This window comes from Leptospira fluminis (assembly GCF_004771275.1).
GTDB classification, from domain to species: Bacteria; Spirochaetota; Leptospiria; order Leptospirales; family Leptospiraceae; genus Leptospira_B; species Leptospira_B fluminis.
This window is the reverse complement of the sequence record NZ_RQEV01000012.1, coordinates 15,695-30,849: the sequence shown is the minus strand read 5'-3', so window position 1 is coordinate 30,849 and position 15,155 is coordinate 15,695. Positions and strand designations below refer to the sequence as shown.

General features: G+C 50.2%; 18 protein-coding genes. All 18 read right to left on the bottom strand.

The genetic code is table 11. The annotated features are described in order from the left end of the window. Positions 1-88 precede the first annotated feature (88 nt). From trpA to dapB, 18 genes are read right to left on the bottom strand one after another with little or no spacing between them, the layout of a single operon-like run. Complete coding sequence (gene trpA, locus EHO61_RS12090) at positions 89-901, bottom strand: tryptophan synthase subunit alpha (RefSeq protein WP_135813851.1); 813 nt, start codon at positions 899-901, stop codon at positions 89-91. Further along, on the bottom strand, positions 898-2,112 hold the full coding sequence (gene trpB / locus EHO61_RS12085) for a tryptophan synthase subunit beta (protein ID WP_135813850.1): 1,215 nt from the start codon (positions 2,110-2,112) through the stop codon (positions 898-900). The genes trpA and trpB overlap by 4 nt, the downstream gene beginning before the upstream one ends. Before the next feature lie 20 nt (positions 2,113-2,132). Further along, entirely contained in the window at positions 2,133-3,869 is a 1,737-nt protein-coding gene (locus tag EHO61_RS12080) for a proline--tRNA ligase (protein ID WP_135813849.1), read from the bottom strand. A 6-nt stretch (positions 3,870-3,875) separates the two neighbouring features. Further along, positions 3,876-5,561 carry a site-2 protease family protein gene (locus EHO61_RS12075; protein WP_135813848.1) on the bottom strand — a complete coding sequence of 562 codons (1,686 nt, stop codon included), beginning with the start codon at positions 5,559-5,561 and terminating at the stop codon, positions 3,876-3,878. Further along, on the bottom strand, positions 5,555-6,724 hold the full coding sequence (gene dxr / locus EHO61_RS12070; protein ID WP_135813847.1) for a 1-deoxy-D-xylulose-5-phosphate reductoisomerase: 1,170 nt from the start codon (positions 6,722-6,724) through the stop codon (positions 5,555-5,557). The genes EHO61_RS12075 and dxr overlap by 7 nt, the downstream gene beginning before the upstream one ends. Positions 6,725-6,731: 7 nt before the next feature. After that, positions 6,732-7,646, bottom strand: a complete 915-nt coding sequence (locus EHO61_RS12065; RefSeq protein ID WP_135813846.1) for a phosphatidate cytidylyltransferase — start codon at positions 7,644-7,646, stop codon at positions 6,732-6,734. Further along, positions 7,639-8,364, bottom strand: coding sequence for an isoprenyl transferase (locus tag EHO61_RS12060; protein ID WP_135813845.1), 726 nt, complete (start codon positions 8,362-8,364; stop codon positions 7,639-7,641). The genes EHO61_RS12065 and EHO61_RS12060 overlap by 8 nt, the downstream gene beginning before the upstream one ends. Position 8,365: 1 nt before the next feature. After that, complete coding sequence (frr, locus tag EHO61_RS12055) at positions 8,366-8,920, bottom strand: ribosome recycling factor (RefSeq protein ID WP_135768417.1); 555 nt, start codon at positions 8,918-8,920, stop codon at positions 8,366-8,368. Next, the gene (gene pyrH, locus EHO61_RS12050) at positions 8,910-9,662 is read right to left on the bottom strand and encodes a UMP kinase (protein ID WP_135813844.1); all 753 of its coding nucleotides are present in this window, start codon (positions 9,660-9,662) and stop codon (positions 8,910-8,912) included. Before pyrH ends, frr begins: the two co-directional genes overlap by 11 nt. A 3-nt stretch (positions 9,663-9,665) precedes the next feature. Next, positions 9,666-10,265 carry a translation elongation factor Ts gene (gene tsf / locus EHO61_RS12045; protein ID WP_135813843.1) on the bottom strand — a complete coding sequence of 200 codons (600 nt, stop codon included), beginning with the start codon at positions 10,263-10,265 and terminating at the stop codon, positions 9,666-9,668. 13 nt (positions 10,266-10,278) lie between these two features. Continuing rightward, positions 10,279-11,172 (bottom strand): 30S ribosomal protein S2, encoded by an 894-nt coding sequence (gene rpsB, locus EHO61_RS12040; RefSeq protein WP_135813842.1) that lies wholly within the window; start codon positions 11,170-11,172, stop codon positions 10,279-10,281. Positions 11,173-11,179: 7 nt separating this feature from the next. Next, positions 11,180-11,440 carry a hypothetical protein gene (locus tag EHO61_RS12035; RefSeq protein ID WP_210409363.1) on the bottom strand — a complete coding sequence of 87 codons (261 nt, stop codon included), beginning with the start codon at positions 11,438-11,440 and terminating at the stop codon, positions 11,180-11,182. A gap of 22 nt (positions 11,441-11,462) precedes the next feature. After that, positions 11,463-11,846, bottom strand: a complete 384-nt coding sequence (locus EHO61_RS12030) for a bactofilin family protein (protein WP_135813841.1) — start codon at positions 11,844-11,846, stop codon at positions 11,463-11,465. A gap of 10 nt (positions 11,847-11,856) precedes the next feature. Continuing rightward, positions 11,857-12,078: a tetratricopeptide repeat protein gene (locus EHO61_RS12025; RefSeq protein WP_135768422.1), complete on the bottom strand. Its 222-nt coding sequence runs from the start codon at positions 12,076-12,078 to the stop codon at positions 11,857-11,859. Between the two features lie 4 nt (positions 12,079-12,082). Continuing rightward, positions 12,083-12,463 carry a holo-ACP synthase gene (gene acpS / locus EHO61_RS12020; protein WP_135768423.1) on the bottom strand — a complete coding sequence of 127 codons (381 nt, stop codon included), beginning with the start codon at positions 12,461-12,463 and terminating at the stop codon, positions 12,083-12,085. After that, the gene (locus EHO61_RS12015; RefSeq protein ID WP_210415343.1) at positions 12,460-13,506 is read right to left on the bottom strand and encodes a CdaR family protein; all 1,047 of its coding nucleotides are present in this window, start codon (positions 13,504-13,506) and stop codon (positions 12,460-12,462) included. Before EHO61_RS12015 ends, acpS begins: the two co-directional genes overlap by 4 nt. Next, positions 13,502-14,326 carry a diadenylate cyclase CdaA gene (gene cdaA, locus EHO61_RS12010; protein ID WP_135813839.1) on the bottom strand — a complete coding sequence of 275 codons (825 nt, stop codon included), beginning with the start codon at positions 14,324-14,326 and terminating at the stop codon, positions 13,502-13,504. The genes EHO61_RS12015 and cdaA overlap by 5 nt, the downstream gene beginning before the upstream one ends. Before the next feature lie 13 nt (positions 14,327-14,339). Continuing rightward, positions 14,340-15,146 carry a 4-hydroxy-tetrahydrodipicolinate reductase gene (gene dapB / locus EHO61_RS12005; RefSeq protein WP_135813838.1) on the bottom strand — a complete coding sequence of 269 codons (807 nt, stop codon included), beginning with the start codon at positions 15,144-15,146 and terminating at the stop codon, positions 14,340-14,342. Between the last annotated feature and the right edge of the window lie 9 nt (positions 15,147-15,155).

The window sequence follows — 15,155 nt, the reverse complement described above, 5'->3', positions numbered from 1 at the left end:
GTCAATTTTCTTCCAGTTCTTTGGAAAGAAAATATCGACGAAGTTCCGTTCGGATCGAAAAAAGACGAAGGAAAAAAAATTCTCGATCTTAGGAAATCGCCTCGCTCCCTCTCAGAGAGGAGGATACGGAAGCTGAAAATTCGCGCAATTTTTCCATACAGGTTTCCCGATTTTTTCCGTTTTCCTCGATGATCCTCTGGACCGCGGAGCCGATGATGATTCCGTCCGCATATTCCGAAATCTGGGCGGCCTGTTCGGAGGTGGAGATTCCGAATCCCGCACAAACCGGAAGAGAGAACGTTTTTTTGGTAAGACGAATCCTCTCTTCCAGCCCCTCGGAAACCGATTTTCTTTCCCCTGTTACCCCGTAAGAAGTTACGTAATAAACGAAACCGGAGGCGAAATGACGGATTCCTTTCATCCTCTCCGGCTTGGTCGCAGGAGTCACCAAATGGATCAGGTCTATTCCCCTTTTTTTTAGGGATTGAAACAGCTCTTCGGATTCGATGGCATCGTACGGTAGATCCGGAATGATCAAGCCTTGGATTCCGGAAGTTTTGGCCTTTTCCGCAAAAGTTTCGAAGCCGTAACGATAAATCGGATTGAAATACGTTAAGTACACGAGAGGCACATGAGGGTGTTTGGAATAGATTTTTGCGGTCGTATCCAGAATTTGGTCCATCGAAAACGGATGGGCCAGGGCTCTCTGAAACGCCTTTTGGATCACGGGACCGTCCGCCACAGGATCGGAAAACGGAATACCGAGTTCCAAAATCCCCGCTCCGCCTCGGATGAGCGCATCCGCCCAATCCACACAGGATTCGTAATCCGGGTCTCCCAAAGAAATATAAGGGATGAATACGCTGGCATTTTCGGAAAACACGCTTTGAATGGCGCTCAAAGGATTTCTCCTTTCAGGATTCCGGTCAGGCGGGCGACTTCCGCTACGTCCTTATCCCCCCTTCCGGAAAGACAAATCAAAATGTCCTTTTTCTTACCGAGGTCCTTTGCCAGATCTCGAGCAAAACGGAAAGCGTGGGCAGTTTCTAGGGCGGGAATGATGCCTTCCACTCTGCAGACTTCCAAAAAGGCGTCTAACGCATTTTCGTCGGAAACGCTTTCATAGGACACTCTACCGGTTTCATGAAGGTAGGCGTGCTCCGGCCCCACTCCGGGATAATCCAATCCTGCGGAAACGGAATGGGCGGGGAGAACCTGTCCGTTTTCATCCTGTATTACGAGAGTCTTGGTCCCGTGCAGAAATCCCGTTTTACCGAAAAGCATGGTTGCGGAATGTTCTCCGGGAGAAGTTCCTTTACCCCCCGCTTCCACGCCGTACAATTTCACTTTTTTTTCCTTTAAGAATTCGTGAAATATCCCGATCGCGTTCGATCCGCCGCCTACGCAGGCCACGACCGCATCCGGCAATTTGTCTTCCGCCTTACGGAATTGCTTTTTGGATTCCTCTCCGATAATCGCTTGGAAATCGCGGACGATCATCGGAAACGGATGAGGGCCGATCGCGGAGCCTACGATATAATGAGTGTGGTCCACGTTTAAGGCCCAGTCGCGCATTGCTTCGGAAGTCGCGTCCTTTAGCGTGGCGGTTCCTGCGGATACTCCGACCACTTTTGCGCCTAACATCTGCATCCGGATCTCGTTCAGCTTTTGACGTCTAAGGTCCTCTTCTCCCATGTACACGACCGTATCGAAACCGAATAAGGCTCCTACCGTCGCGGTCGCGACACCGTGTTGCCCGGCTCCCGTTTCCGCGATCACTCGTCTTTTTCCCATGGATTTGGCGATCAGCGCCTGGCCGATCGCGTTATTGATCTTGTGCGCACCGGTATGATTCAGGTCTTCCCGCTTGAGCCAGATCCTGGCCCCGCCCCAAGCCTTGGTCAGATTTTCCGCGTAGGTAAGAGGGGAAGGTCTTCCTATATAATTCCTGCGATAGTATTCCAGTTCCTTTTCGAATTTTTTGCTCTTCTTCAAACGCCGGTATGCGGTTTCCAATTCGTCCAAGGCACGAGTCAAAATCTCGGGAGCGTATCTGCCTCCGAATTCTCCGAAGTACCCTTCTTTTCCGGTAAATCCTCGATCTTTTGCCATCTTTCTTTCCTGGGAAGAGATCACTCTTCCGTCAAATCCTGAACCAATTCCTGGCGCAAACGTTCCACTCGCGAAATCAGATCGTCAAAACCGCTAAAAGGAAAAATCTCCTCGCGGTCCCGTTTTCGATCATAAAGGGAAATCTCACCCGTTTCGAAGAATTTTTTGCCGACAGTGACCCGGATCGGAAAGCCGATCAATTCGGAATCCTTGAATTTAAATCCCGGTCCTAGATCGCGATCGTCCCAAAACACTTCGAAACCTTCTCCGCACAACGCGTCGTAAAATTCCTTGGACTTGGCTTCCTGCTCCGGGCCTTTTCCTAAAGTCACGAGCGCAACTTCGTACGGAGCTATGCTGATCGGCCAGTGGATTCCCTTTTCGTCGTTGCATTGCTCGATCACCGTCGCCATGGTTCGGTTCACTCCGATCCCATAACAACCCATGGTAAGCGTCCTAGCCTTGCCTTGCTGGTCCAGAACTTGGATTTGAAAGGCTTTGGTGTATTTATCGCCGAGTTTGAATATATGTCCGACTTCGATTCCTTTTTCCGCCTTCAGAGGAGTTCCGCAATCCGGACAAGGATCTCCCTCTCGCGTCAAGGCCACGTCCAGGACTTCCGCTCCGGGATCCATTTCCTTTGCCGGAACGTAACCTATGATATGTGCATCCTCTTTTCCCGCGCCCACAACGTACGCTTCTTCCTTCCGAATCGACGAGTCTAAAATCGCGCGAAACGGAGCCTTTGCATCGGATGGACCGATATACCCGGGTACGAGTCCTACCTTCCGAAGCTCGGCTTCCGGGATCATTTCCAATTCCGTCCATTTCAAGGCGGTCTTCAATTTGTTTTCGTTCAGCTCCAAATCGCCGCGTAGAAAAACCAATACGGATTCCTTTCCGTTTTTGAGAGCCACCGTTTTGATCGTATCCTCCGGACGGACCGATAGGAGCTCCGCGACTTCCTGGATGCTTTTCTTTCCGGGAGTGGGGACCTCCTTTTTCTCCTTGGGTCCTTTGGTATGGAAATCTTTGGGAAGAACGAAAGGAGTTTTTTCGCTATTCGAATTATAGCCGCATTTACCGCAGAGTAGAAGAGTTTCCTCTCCGATGGGGGAAACCACCATGAATTCCTCGGAGGCGGAGCCTCCCATGGAACCGGAATCGGCTTGGACGGGAATCGTTTTCAACCCGCAGCGTTGGAAGATCCTGCGGTACGCCGTCCTCATATCCTGGTAGGTCGAATCCAAGGAGGCGTCGTCCAAATGAAAAGAATATGCATCTTTCATAATAAACTCACGGGAACGGATCACGCCGAATCTGGGTCGGATCTCGTCCCGGAATTTCGTATGGATCTGGTAGACGTTGACGGGCAGATCCTTATAGGATTTTAATAAAGGTTTGATCAGGTAGGAAAAGGATTCCTCGTGCGTCGGTCCCAGGGCGTACCATTGGTCGTGCCTATCTTTGACCCGGAACATCTCGGGTCCCATGGCGGACCAGCGCCCTGATTGCTCCCAAAATTCCGAAGGAGTCAGAATAGGAAGTTCGAATTCCAGCGCTCCCGTGGCGTCCATTTCCTGGCGCACGATGTTCTCTATCTTCTTCAACACCCTAAGTCCCATAGGGAGGAAGAAGTAAAAACCGGAACCGGATTTACGGACCAGTCCCGCGCGAATCATCAGTCGGTGCGAAGCGACGACCGCGTCCGCAGGATTTTCTTTTTCTGTAGGTAAAATATATTTTGATGCTCTCATGCCGGCCTAACGGAAGAAATCGTAGTAGCTGACATAGAACCCGAGACCTAGGAGAAAGAAGAATCCGATCCTTAGAATCCCTTCCATCACTCGTTGGGGCAAGGGTCTACCGGCCACCGCTTCGTATGCGAAGAAAACGATATGTCCACCGTCGGCCACGGGAATCGGAAGTAAATTCATAATCATCAAAGCGATCGAAATCTTAGCTACGAATTCCCAATAATCCAGGAGACCGTTGCCCATAAAATACTGGGATGCCTTAAAGAGACCGACAGGACCGGAGAGACTATCCTTAACCTTGATCAGGCCCGAAAAAAGCATCCCCAATCCTCTCAGATTGTCGGAGATCATTTTGACGGTGTCCTTTCCGGATTGAACGAAGGCTTCCGCAAAGGAAAGTTTTCGATCCATTCGTTCTTCGCTGACGTACATGGTCGCCCGAAAACCGAGTAAGCCAATATTTCTTAAATTCAGGGTCGCGTCCCAGGCTTCCCCTTTGATCTGCAATCGAACTCTTTCCCCGGATCTAGTTCGAACTTCGTCCAAGAAGTCCTCGAAATTCTCGAAGGTCTTTCCGTTCAGTTTCAGGTTCCGCAGTTTCAACTTCACTTCCGGATCGTAGCTCAATAGATTCCGGGAAGAGGGAGAAAGTTCCGGATACTTCTCATCCTTCAAATTCTTAAACTCGACTACGAAGGCGGGAAGGACCGGCATTTCCACCTGGACTTTTTCCCGGGACCAAGGATTGAGCAGAGGGTATTTCTTGCGGTCGATTTCCAGTCTGACCTTTTCTTTCTGAAATTTGCCTAGAGTCGCCTGCAACTGGGGAACGGTATGCACTTCTATGCCGTTGACGGAAAGAATCCTGTCCCCGTCGTTCAGGTAATCCAAGGCTCTTGCCTGAAGGATTTTCTGGCGTTCCTTTGCCTCCATCAGAGCGGTCTGTTCCGCGGGAAGTTCGTTCCCTACGGCGATGCGTTCCATCCGTTCCCTTTGGTATCGTTCCGCTTCCTTGTTCTTATCCAATTTGGAGGAAAGCCAGTGGTACAAGCGGTCACTTACGTCGAATTCCGCTTCCACCCATCGTTCCCCTGCGAACTCGATTCCCAAATAGGAATCCGGAACCGTAACTTCGAATTTCTTCCCTTCCCTTTCTACCGAGAGAGATACCTGCTTTCCTTTGGAGAGCCCGAGTTCCGAGACCAATTCGTATTTCGTTTCCGTAGGAATTCCGTTGACGGCCAAAATCCGATCTCCGGACCTCAATCCTGCCTGGTATCCGGGGGAGAATTCGTTGTAAGCGGGCTCGAGATAAATCCGATTCCCGGAAGGATTATGACCGTAGAGGTACAGGCCGAACACGATCAGGAATCCCAGGATCAGGTTGAAGAGCGGCCCTCCGATCACCGGAATCATTCTCTTGAGTGGAGGAGTGGAAAGGAACTCCCCTTTTTCTCCCTTTACGTTGCTTCCGTATTCGTCCCCTTTGAAAAGTACGTATCCTCCGATCGGAATCCCGGTGATTTGGAAAGTGGTTTCTCCGATTTGCTTTTTCCAGATTCCCTTTCCGTATCCGATGGAAAATACCCTTGCTTTCACTCCCACGAGCCAACCCATCACCAAGTGCCCGAGTTCATGGATAAAAATGCAGAGCGCGAGCATAAACACTGCGCCAAAAATGAGAGTCAGCACGATTGCGATACCTTTCCTTTTCGCGAATTCAAAACAAAATTTCGGGTCCTCGAATCGGCTTCCTGAAAGCCCTCCAAATCCGTCGGATGGGAAATCGGAATGCTCTCCAGAGCTTCGCGGATCCTATCCGGGATCTGAGTAAATCGGATTTCACCTTTTAAAAACAATTCCACCGCGATCTCGTTTGCCGCGTTGAAAATCGAAGGAGCTGTTCCACCCGCGATTCCCGCTTCGTACGCGAGCGCGAGTCCGGGATAACGTTCCGGATCCACTTCCAAGAATTCCAAGTTTCCCCAGGAAGTACTGGGATGGGGACGTAGCGTTTTAGGAACGATGTCCGGATAAAAGAGGGAATGCGCCACAGGAAATACCATGTCCGGATAGGAAGAATAGACCAAACTAGCTCCGTCCTTGGTTTCCACGATTCCGTGGGCGACACTTTGCGGATGGATCACGACCCCGATTTTTTCATAAGAAAAACCGAATAGATAATGAGCCTCGATGACTTCCAAGCCCTTGTTGATCATTCCCGCGGAATCGATCGTAATCTTGGGTCCCATATTCCATGTGGGATGCCGGAGCGCCTGCTCTACGGTGACATTCGGAAGTTCGGAAACCGGAAGTTTCCGGAACGGTCCACCGGACGCGGTCAGGACGATCCGTTCCACGGAGTCCCGATTCGTATTTCGGAGAAGCTGGAACAACGCGTTGTGTTCGGAATCCACGGGAACCAGATACGCGTCGGAAGTTTTTAATAATTCATTAATATACGGACCGCAGGTTACGAGGGTTTCCTTGTTGGCGATTCCTATTTTTTTTCCGGCTCGGATCGCCTCCACGGTCGGGGCGACACCGCTCGCGCCTACGACGGCGGTTACCACCGTTTCCACTTCCGGATCTACGACGAGTTGACAAAGAGAACCCGAACCGTACAGAATTTCGGTCCGGCCTTGCTTGTTCCCCAAAATCTTGCGATCGACCGAATCGGAGGAAATACATAGGAATTCCGGTTGGAACTCCTTCAAAATCTCTTCCGCTTTTGCCAGGTTGGAATGTACGCTGCAGGACCTAAGTCGGAATTCCTCCGGAAAAGTCCGGATCACTTTAAGCGTGGATTCTCCCACGGAACCGGAAGCCCCGAGGATACAGACGTTCCTGGCCATATAGGAATTAGACTGGGAAGCCTAATGCTCCTTTGATCTGAAGATAAAAATAGAGCATAGGAACCGTAAGAAGTAACGCGTCTGCCCGGTCCAAAACGCCTCCGTGACCCGGAATCAGATTGCCCGAATCCTTGACTTTCGCATCCCGTTTCATCGCAGATTCCAAAAGATCCCCTACGACACCCACTACGGAGAGGATTAGGGAAATCAAAAGAACCTCCGCCCCGCCGATCGGAGGAGAACTTCCGGTGTTCTTTTCCCAAAGGAAGTTCAATAAGAATACGGAACCCGCGGCGACCACGATCCCGGAAGCGTATCCTTCCCAGGTTTTCTTGGGAGAAATCGCCAATCCCGCCGGATTACGACCGAACCAGCGTCCTCCGAAGTAACCTCCCACGTCCGTCAAAAACGTCGCGACGGAAACCAGGAAAATATAATAAATGCCTTCGTTCATCCCTAGCAAAAGAAGCAGATGCCCCAACGGAATCGAAGCGTAAAACACGCCCAACACGGTGGAACTGACCGAGAAAATGGCGCCGTCCAGAGGCCTGCGAAGGATCTGTAGGGTGAAACTGCATAAGAAAAGTAGAATAAAGGCGAAAGTAACCGCGTCGAAAGGCGGTACGAAGAATTTGAAATTCCTTTGGAAGAAGGAAGGAACCTCGAATTTATTCTGAGCCGCCATGAATCTGAAGTAGAACAAAAGAAGGATGAGCAAAAAGAAAAAAATCCCCGTTCCCTTAAAAGGCCTTCCGTCCTGCCCTCTATCCGACAATCTATAAAATTCGGTTAGGCCGATCACGCCGGCAACCGCTAGAATGAACAGGGTTTGAAGATAGTAAAAATCCCTGTAGAAAATCATGAAAAGATAAACAACGACCAGTACGGCGGCGGAAAGGATCCGTTTCGGCGTTTCACTCATTTTCTAAACCCCCAAATTTCCGAGTTCTTCCCGCAAACCAATCCAAAGCGGATTCCAAACTTTTGCGATCGAACTCCGGCCAGAGAGTATCGCAAAAAAAAAGTTCTGCATACGCGGATTGCCAAAGGAGAAAGTTCGATAAACGCTGCTCTCCCGCGGTTCTGATCAGTAAATCTACGGGGGGAAGGGAGTACGTATACAAATATTTTTCGAGTTCCTTTGCGGAGACGGGTTTCCCTCTACCGATTCTTTTCTTCTGGCGGTCCTCCAAGAGCTTTCCGAACGCGGAAAGCAATTCTTCCTGAGAGCCGTAATTCAGGCAGAAGTTTACGGTGAGGTTACGATTTTTTCGGGTGACTTCTACGGCCTTGTCTATCTTGGACAGAACCTTTGCGGAAAGCCTCTTTCTGGAACCGGAATGCAGGATTCGAATCCCTTTTTCTGCGATCGGCTCCAGTCTGGATTCGATGTATTCCACCAGAAGATCGAAGATGGACCGGATCTCGGTGATCGGACGTCTCCAGTTTTCCGTAGAAAACGCGTACAAGGAAACATTTTCCAATCCGATGGAAAGGCTCGCGTCCATAAGACGGTCGATCGCATCGGCGCCCGCCCTATGTCCTTGGGAACGGGGAAGTCCCTTTGCGGTCGCCCACCTACCGTTCCCGTCCATGATAACCGCCACGTGGCGGGGAAGTTTTGGCCGTACAGGAACCACTTTAAATCGTAGTGATTTCCTTCTCCTTATCTGCAGTGACAGCGGAGATCTTATCTATATAAGAATCGGTGACTTTCTGGACTTGGTCCTGGAAGGACTTGAGTTCATCCTGGGAAATTCCTTCGGAATGGCGCTTCAGGTCCTCGAGTGCATCCCGACGGATGTTCCGTACGGCGACCTTCTTTTCTTCCGATTTGGATTTGACCACTTTCGCGAGTTCCTTCCTCCGTTCCCCCGTCAGCTCGGGGATGACGATCCGGATCACCATTCCGTCGTTGGTAGGCTGGAGCCCCAAACCGGAAGCTTGGATCCCTTTTTCTATATCCTTGATGATCCCTTTATCGTACGGGGAAACCACGAGAAGTCTAGGCTCCGGGACGGAGATGTTTCCCAACTGATTGATCGGTGTGGGAGTTCCGTAATACTCCACTTTTAGGTCCTCGATCAAGGCAGGATTCGCGCGTCCCGTGCGGATTCCGGCAAAATCCTTTCGGAGGAGTTCCACCGTTTTGTCCATTTTGGACTTCATTGAGTTTAAGATTTCGTCATTCGCCATCGATCCGTATATCCTCCGAGTTGGAAATCAAGGTACCGATTTCCTTTCCGACGACCAGATCTTTTAAATTGCCCCGCTTGAAAATGTCAAATACGATAATGGGCATATTGTTTTCCATACACAAACTTAACGCGGTGGAGTCCATTACCTGCAGACGTCGTTTGATCGACTCCATAAAAGAAACCCGACTGTAGCGTTTTGCAGTCGGGTCTTTTTTCGGGTCCGCCTCGTATACTCCGTCCACCTTTGTGGCCTTTAGGATCAGTTCGCATCCCACTTCCACCGCACGAAGGCTAGCCGCGGTATCCGTGGTGAAATACGGATTTCCGATTCCACCGGCAAAAATGACGATCCGTTTCTTTTCCAGGTGGCGGACCGCCCTCCTACGAATATAACTTTCGGCTACGGAATGGATGTCTATGGCGGATTGTACTCTCGTATAGAGTCCTTTTTTTTCGCAGGCATCCTGGAGAGCCAGAGCGTTTTGGATGGTAGCCAACATTCCCATATAGTCGGCAGTGGCTCGGTCGATTCCTCCGACCTTTACCAGATTCGCGCCTCGGATCAGGTTGCCTCCCCCCACAACGATGGCGATTTCCACGCCCAGGGATTGGACTTCCTTGACTTCCTCGGCTAAAGAGTGCGTTTTTTTACTATCGATTCCGAATTCGCCCTCTCCGGCAAGCGCCTCGCCGGAGAGTTTGATCAGGACACGTTTGTACTTTGCCGTTTCCTGAACCAAAGTTTACAGGCCGCCTACCTGGTAACGGGTAAAGCGGGCTACGGTGATGTTTTCGCCGAACTTCGCGATGGACTCCTTAACCAGGTCGTCGACCGTCTTGGAATTGTCCTTGATAAAGGCTTGGTTCAAAAGACAGATTTCGGAAAAATATTTCTTAATCTTACCCGGAACGATTTTTTCGATCTGCTCGGACTTTTTACCCTCTTCCTTAAGTTGGGCTTCGATCATTTTCTTTTCACGATCGATTTCCTCCGCGGGCACCTGGTCTTCGCTTACGTATAAGGGAGACATGGCCGCAATCTGAAGACAGAGTTCTTTGCCCAGAGCCTCGAAGGATTCGTTTCTCGCGACGAAGTCCGTTTCCGAGTTGAGTTCGAGCAAAACTCCGATCTTGCCGTCTCCGTGGATATAGGAAACGGTACGACCTTCCTTGGTTACGCGACCCGCCTTTTTAGCGGCCTTCGCGATTCCTTTTTCCCGGAGCCAATCGGCGGACTTATCCAGGTCGTTGTTATTTTCTACAAGAGCCTTCTTGCAGTCCATGAGCCCCGCTCCGGTGCGGTCGCGGAGTTCCTTGATCAGGTCTGTGGTAGATGCTGACAATTTCTACTCCTCCTTATTCGTTCTTGTCGATTTCGATCGTAGCCGCTGCGGAAGAAGATTCGGGAGCGGTTACGGGTGCTGCGGGTTGTTCCTCGGATTTTTTGCCTTTTTCGGGATCCTCGTCCATGATGAACTTACCGCTCTCATCGTATTCTCCCTGGTATTCCAGAGCCAGAGCCTCGGAATCCAAGTCTTCGCTGAATCTAGGTTGTTCAACGACTCCACCTGTCCCTTCGATCACCGCATTGGACATCGTCTCCAGGAAGAGAGAAATGGCGCGGATCGCGTCGTCATTACCGGGAATCGGATAATCGATCAGTTCCGGATCGCAGTTGGTATCCACAACGGCGAATATTTTCAAACCGAGTTTGCGGGCTTCTTTCACCGCGATCTCCTCTTTTTTAGGATCGATCACGAATAGAATGTCCGGAATGGAAACCATGTCCTTGATTCCGCCCAGAGTTTTGCGTAATTTTTCGGATTCCCGACGGAGAGAAAGGATTTCTTTCTTGGTTTTCACTTCCTTTTCGAAAGTGTTTTCGGATTCCATCGCTTCCAATTTTTTCAATCTTGCGATGGACTTCTTAACCGTATTCCAGTTCGTCAACAGACCACCCGGCCAACGGTTATTGATGTAATACATATTGGAGCGGATCGCTTCTCTTTCGATGGCGCCGCGAGCTTGCTTCTTCGTTCCGACAAATAGGACTTTTTTCCCTTCGTTGGTCAGACGTTTTAACGCGTCGTATGCTTCCTTCGCTTTTTGTACGGTCTTTTGAAGATCGATGATGTGGATCCCGTTCCTCGCAGTGAAGACATAGGGAGCCATTTTCGGATTCCATTTCCGGGTCTGGTGTCCGAAGTGAACTCCGGTTTCCAGAAGGTTTTTCATGGAAATTACTGACATGAGTTGTTTACCCCTTTTTTAGTACGAAGAACAATGTCGCCACAAGTCCCAAAAGACTCGCAGGGGTAACTTGAACTTCGACTTTGATTACGTAAAGTTCCAGCCGAACGGCTTCCTGGAGCAGGTAGACGGAAAGGAAATGAATCCCTAGCAGGCGATCGATCAGAACGCCTAGTACGGCTCCCACCAAGGAACCTAGGACAATGGCAAGGGCGATTTTTCCCGCTTTTGCGCCGTCCATGGGTCGTTTCGGGCTGGTAGATACCAATTTTGCAGAATTGGCCTAGAGGTCAATCCTTATTGGGAAGGATCATTTCGCAGTTGCCGTCGAATACCACTCCGTCGGCGATCTGCAACTTGGCCGTCTTGATATTTCCGTTCACTTTTCCGGTAGGAAGCATTTCCAATCTCTGGGTGGCGATCACATTGCCGGTGATTTCTCCGCCTACAACCACGGTGCCTGCCTTGATATTTGCCCGGACTTTGGCCCCTTCGCTTACCAAAAGGAAACCTTCGGATTCGATTTCCCCATGGAATTCGCCCAGGATCTCCAGCGGTCTACGGAAATTCAGAATCCCGGAAAATGCCGTTTCCCTTCCCAAAACGGTAGATATGGCTCCGTGTTCGGTGACTGTACGAATGGGTTTTGTTGCGGTTGTTATTTTTTTGGTCATGATACCGAGGTTATTTCGTTTTCATTTCAAAGACTCCGTCCCAATCTTCGGGAGGAGGTTGCGCGATAAAAGCCTCGCAGCGGCCTATGTATTTTTTGGACGGTCCGTCTCCGGGGGTGATTTCCAGAGCTTTTTTGAACAGCCCTAAGGCATCCGTGAACTTTCTGGTCTTGTAAAGCTGTAGACCTTCGTTATACAGGCGAAGAGTTTCCTTGAAAGACTCGGAGACCATACGTTCACTCCTTATATAGGATTACTACGGCAGTGGAATAATTCTCCGCGTGACTGATCGAAACGGAGACGCCGCTATAACCTTTCTCGAGGAACAATTCTTTCGATTTTCCGTGAAGTACCAATTCTTTTTTTCCGAATTCCTTTCCGAAAAGCTCGATTTCGCGCATGTCCAATGCGACCTTATCCCCTGCTTCTATCGCCTTGATAAAGGCTTCCTTAACGCAAAAGCGGCCGCTCAAATGAGGAACCGGATCCTTTCGCCCGTTGCAATACTGGATTTCCGTCTCGGAAAAAACCCTCTTTAAAAAGCGCTCTCCGTGCTTGTCCAAAAGATCGCGGATGCGGTCGTTTTCTACGATATCGTTTCCGATCGATATTTTCATTCTTCCTCGGGCTCCGGCAGAGGTTCTTCCGAATTCTGTTCCGCCTCGCCTTCCGTAGGCTCCTCTCCTGCCTCTCCGTCTAGGTCCGGCCGGATCCGATACAAAATGGAGATCCTGTCCGGAAAGAAACTCTGTATGTCCACGGATTTCAAGGAAGGCGCTTTCGTTAAACGAACTTTGGCCATGACCGGCTTGCTATCTGGCAAAAGTTTTTTCGCCTTCGGGTCGTATCTGTGGGTGCAGGCGACCGTAGCCGACAGACCCTTAATGATCTGGATACTTCTCAAAGGAGTTTTTGACTGTAGTTTTACGGAAATTTCCTGCTCGGAAAATTCCGCCTCCAGACTTTTATCCAAAGTCTGGCATTTGATCGGAACTCCCAGTACTATGCTTTCTCCCGGCGTGGAGGAGATCGCGATGATGTTCACGCGGACCGAGACTTCCTTTACGTTATCCCGATAACGGACTCCGGAAGGAAGTTCGGGAAGTTTTTGTTTTGTCGTAAAAGATTCGGTTTTGTCCTTTAGGGAAATGGACGGAAGGGAAATTCTCCCGATTTTCTCCAAATGGGCGTGGCTCCCGACCACGGCGAGATTGGTCGGAGAGATAAAATGCGAGGACTTGACGTAATCCTTGGGCGGATCCCCGGAGAATTTCACTTCTAAAGGAAGGTTTCTCGTGATGCTGGAATCGACTACGATCTTGACCTTGTCTTTCAAGCGGGTGACCCGGAGTCCGGCAGGAACTCCTCCGATGCGGACCACGTTCACGAGGTTTTCCCCCGGATGAAGGTCCGCCGCGGAAATATAAGCCTTTAGAGACGGAGAGTAAAAGTTCACGTAGTCGCGAACCCCTTCCACCTTGACCGGGAATGTGGTATCGGATCCCTTTGAGATCGCCATCCCTCCGGAGAGTTTCGGGTAATCGATCTTAATATTCACTTCCCGTACGAGGATCTTGGAATTCTGAAGATTGATGTAAAATACGATCGCAAGGACCAGGGAGCCTAACTTAGCTTGCCAGTTATTTAGGAGGGCCTTAATCACTCTGTTCCTCCTTTTCGTCCCCTTCCCCTTTCTTTTCCGGACCGGATTTCTTTTCGTGAAGAATCGTATTCAACAGATTCTTCAACTCTATGGGTTTGACCGGATGGATCATTTCTCCGTCGTGGCAGACGGAAATCTCGCCCGTTTCCTCGGAAGTCACCACGACCACGGCGTCGGATTCCTCCGCGATTCCGAGCGCCGCCCTATGCCTTGCACCCATTCTGGCATCGTCCATATTCTGGGCCATGGGCAAAAACGCTCCGGCGCAGGCGATCCTGTTCTGCTCTATGATCACCGCGCCGTCGTGAAGGGCCGTATTCTTTTTAAAGATGGTAAGCAGCAAACTCGTCGAGAGGATCGCATCCAACTGGACCGATTGTTCCGTAATTTCCTTCAGACTGTGCTCCCGGACGATGGCGATGATTGAACCGGTTTTATTCTTGGCCATGATTTTGGCCGCTTCCACGATTTCGTCCAGATCCGTAACCGTTTTTAAAAGAAAGGGACGAAAGAACTTCAACCTGGCCATGTCTCCGGTGATCTTACGAAGTTCCGGTTGCAATAAGACGATGATGGCGAATACGAGCGCGGGACGTATATTATCTATGATCCAGTCCAAAAGTTCGAACTCGGCGTATTGGGCAAAGATTCCCAATAACCAGATCAGTCCGATTCCCAACAATAGCTGGACGCCTCTGGTCCGGCGAATGGTCGCATAAAATTGATAGATCAGGAAACTTACGATCAGTATGTCCAGGATGACGTTGATCCCGAACCGATCGTTTTGAAAAAGGGTAATATTCTTAAAGAACCCCATCGTCCTTTTTTCCTTAGATGCCCAACACGGAAAACATGTCGTACAGACCGTTTTTTCTTCCCACTAAGAACTCCGCCGCCCGTACGGAACCTACCGCAAACGTCTTTCTGTCCTGGGCTTTATGGGAAATCTCTATCCTTTCCTCCGGGGTGAAGAAAAAGACGGTATGGTCTCCGATCACTTCCCCGGCCCGAAAAGAATGGATCGCGATCTCTTTCGGATCCCTTTCCGGTAAAATCCCGTGTCGACCGTGGATCACGTCGGATTCGGATCTTCCCAGGGTTTCCAAAAGAATCGCCTTCAGTTTTTCGGCGGTTCCCGAGGGGGAGTCCTTCTTGTGACGATGGTGTATGTCCTGGATTTCTATATCCGCCAAATCTCCCATTACCCTAGCCGCGATTTCCGTCAGCTTGAAAAGAAGGTTCACTCCCACGGACATGTTAGGGGAGTAGACGATCGGAATTTTAGAAGAGGCATCCATCAGTAATTTCTTATGTTCTGCGGTGATCCCGGTCGTCCCCACGACGGCCGGTTTTCCCGCCGCAACGCAGACGCGCAGGACTTCCTGTAAAACTTCACGGAGGGAAAAATCGATGATCGTATCCGCCTCCGAAATCGCCTTCTCCAAATCGCTCGTGAAGAGGATCCCGTTCGGCTTCAATCCGGAATTTAAACCGGCATCCAACCCAAGACACACCGACTCTTTTCCGACCACTGCGGCCGAAAGTTCGGATTCTTTGGACTGGGAAAGCACCTGAATGATAGCCTTCCCCATTCGGCCAGAGGCCCCGATTACCGCGATTCGATTTTTTCCCGCCAAGAATTTCCC

Coding starts and splice junctions, on each gene's coding strand:
- trpB (WP_135813850.1), bottom strand. CDS start 2,112: ATGGCAAAAGATCGAGGATTTACCGGAAAAGAAGGGTACTTCGGAGAA.
- EHO61_RS12080 (WP_135813849.1), bottom strand. CDS start 3,869: ATGAGAGCATCAAAATATATTTTACCTACAGAAAAAGAAAATCCTGCG.
- dxr (WP_135813847.1), bottom strand. CDS start 6,724: ATGGCCAGGAACGTCTGTATCCTCGGGGCTTCCGGTTCCGTGGGAGAA.
- EHO61_RS12065 (WP_135813846.1), bottom strand. CDS start 7,646: ATGAGTGAAACGCCGAAACGGATCCTTTCCGCCGCCGTACTGGTCGTT.
- frr (WP_135768417.1), bottom strand. CDS start 8,920: ATGGCGAATGACGAAATCTTAAACTCAATGAAGTCCAAAATGGACAAA.
- rpsB (WP_135813842.1), bottom strand. CDS start 11,172: ATGTCAGTAATTTCCATGAAAAACCTTCTGGAAACCGGAGTTCACTTC.
- EHO61_RS12030 (WP_135813841.1), bottom strand. CDS start 11,846: ATGACCAAAAAAATAACAACCGCAACAAAACCCATTCGTACAGTCACC.
- EHO61_RS12025 (WP_135768422.1), bottom strand. CDS start 12,078: ATGGTCTCCGAGTCTTTCAAGGAAACTCTTCGCCTGTATAACGAAGGT.
- acpS (WP_135768423.1), bottom strand. CDS start 12,463: ATGAAAATATCGATCGGAAACGATATCGTAGAAAACGACCGCATCCGC.
- cdaA (WP_135813839.1), bottom strand. CDS start 14,326: ATGGGGTTCTTTAAGAATATTACCCTTTTTCAAAACGATCGGTTCGGG.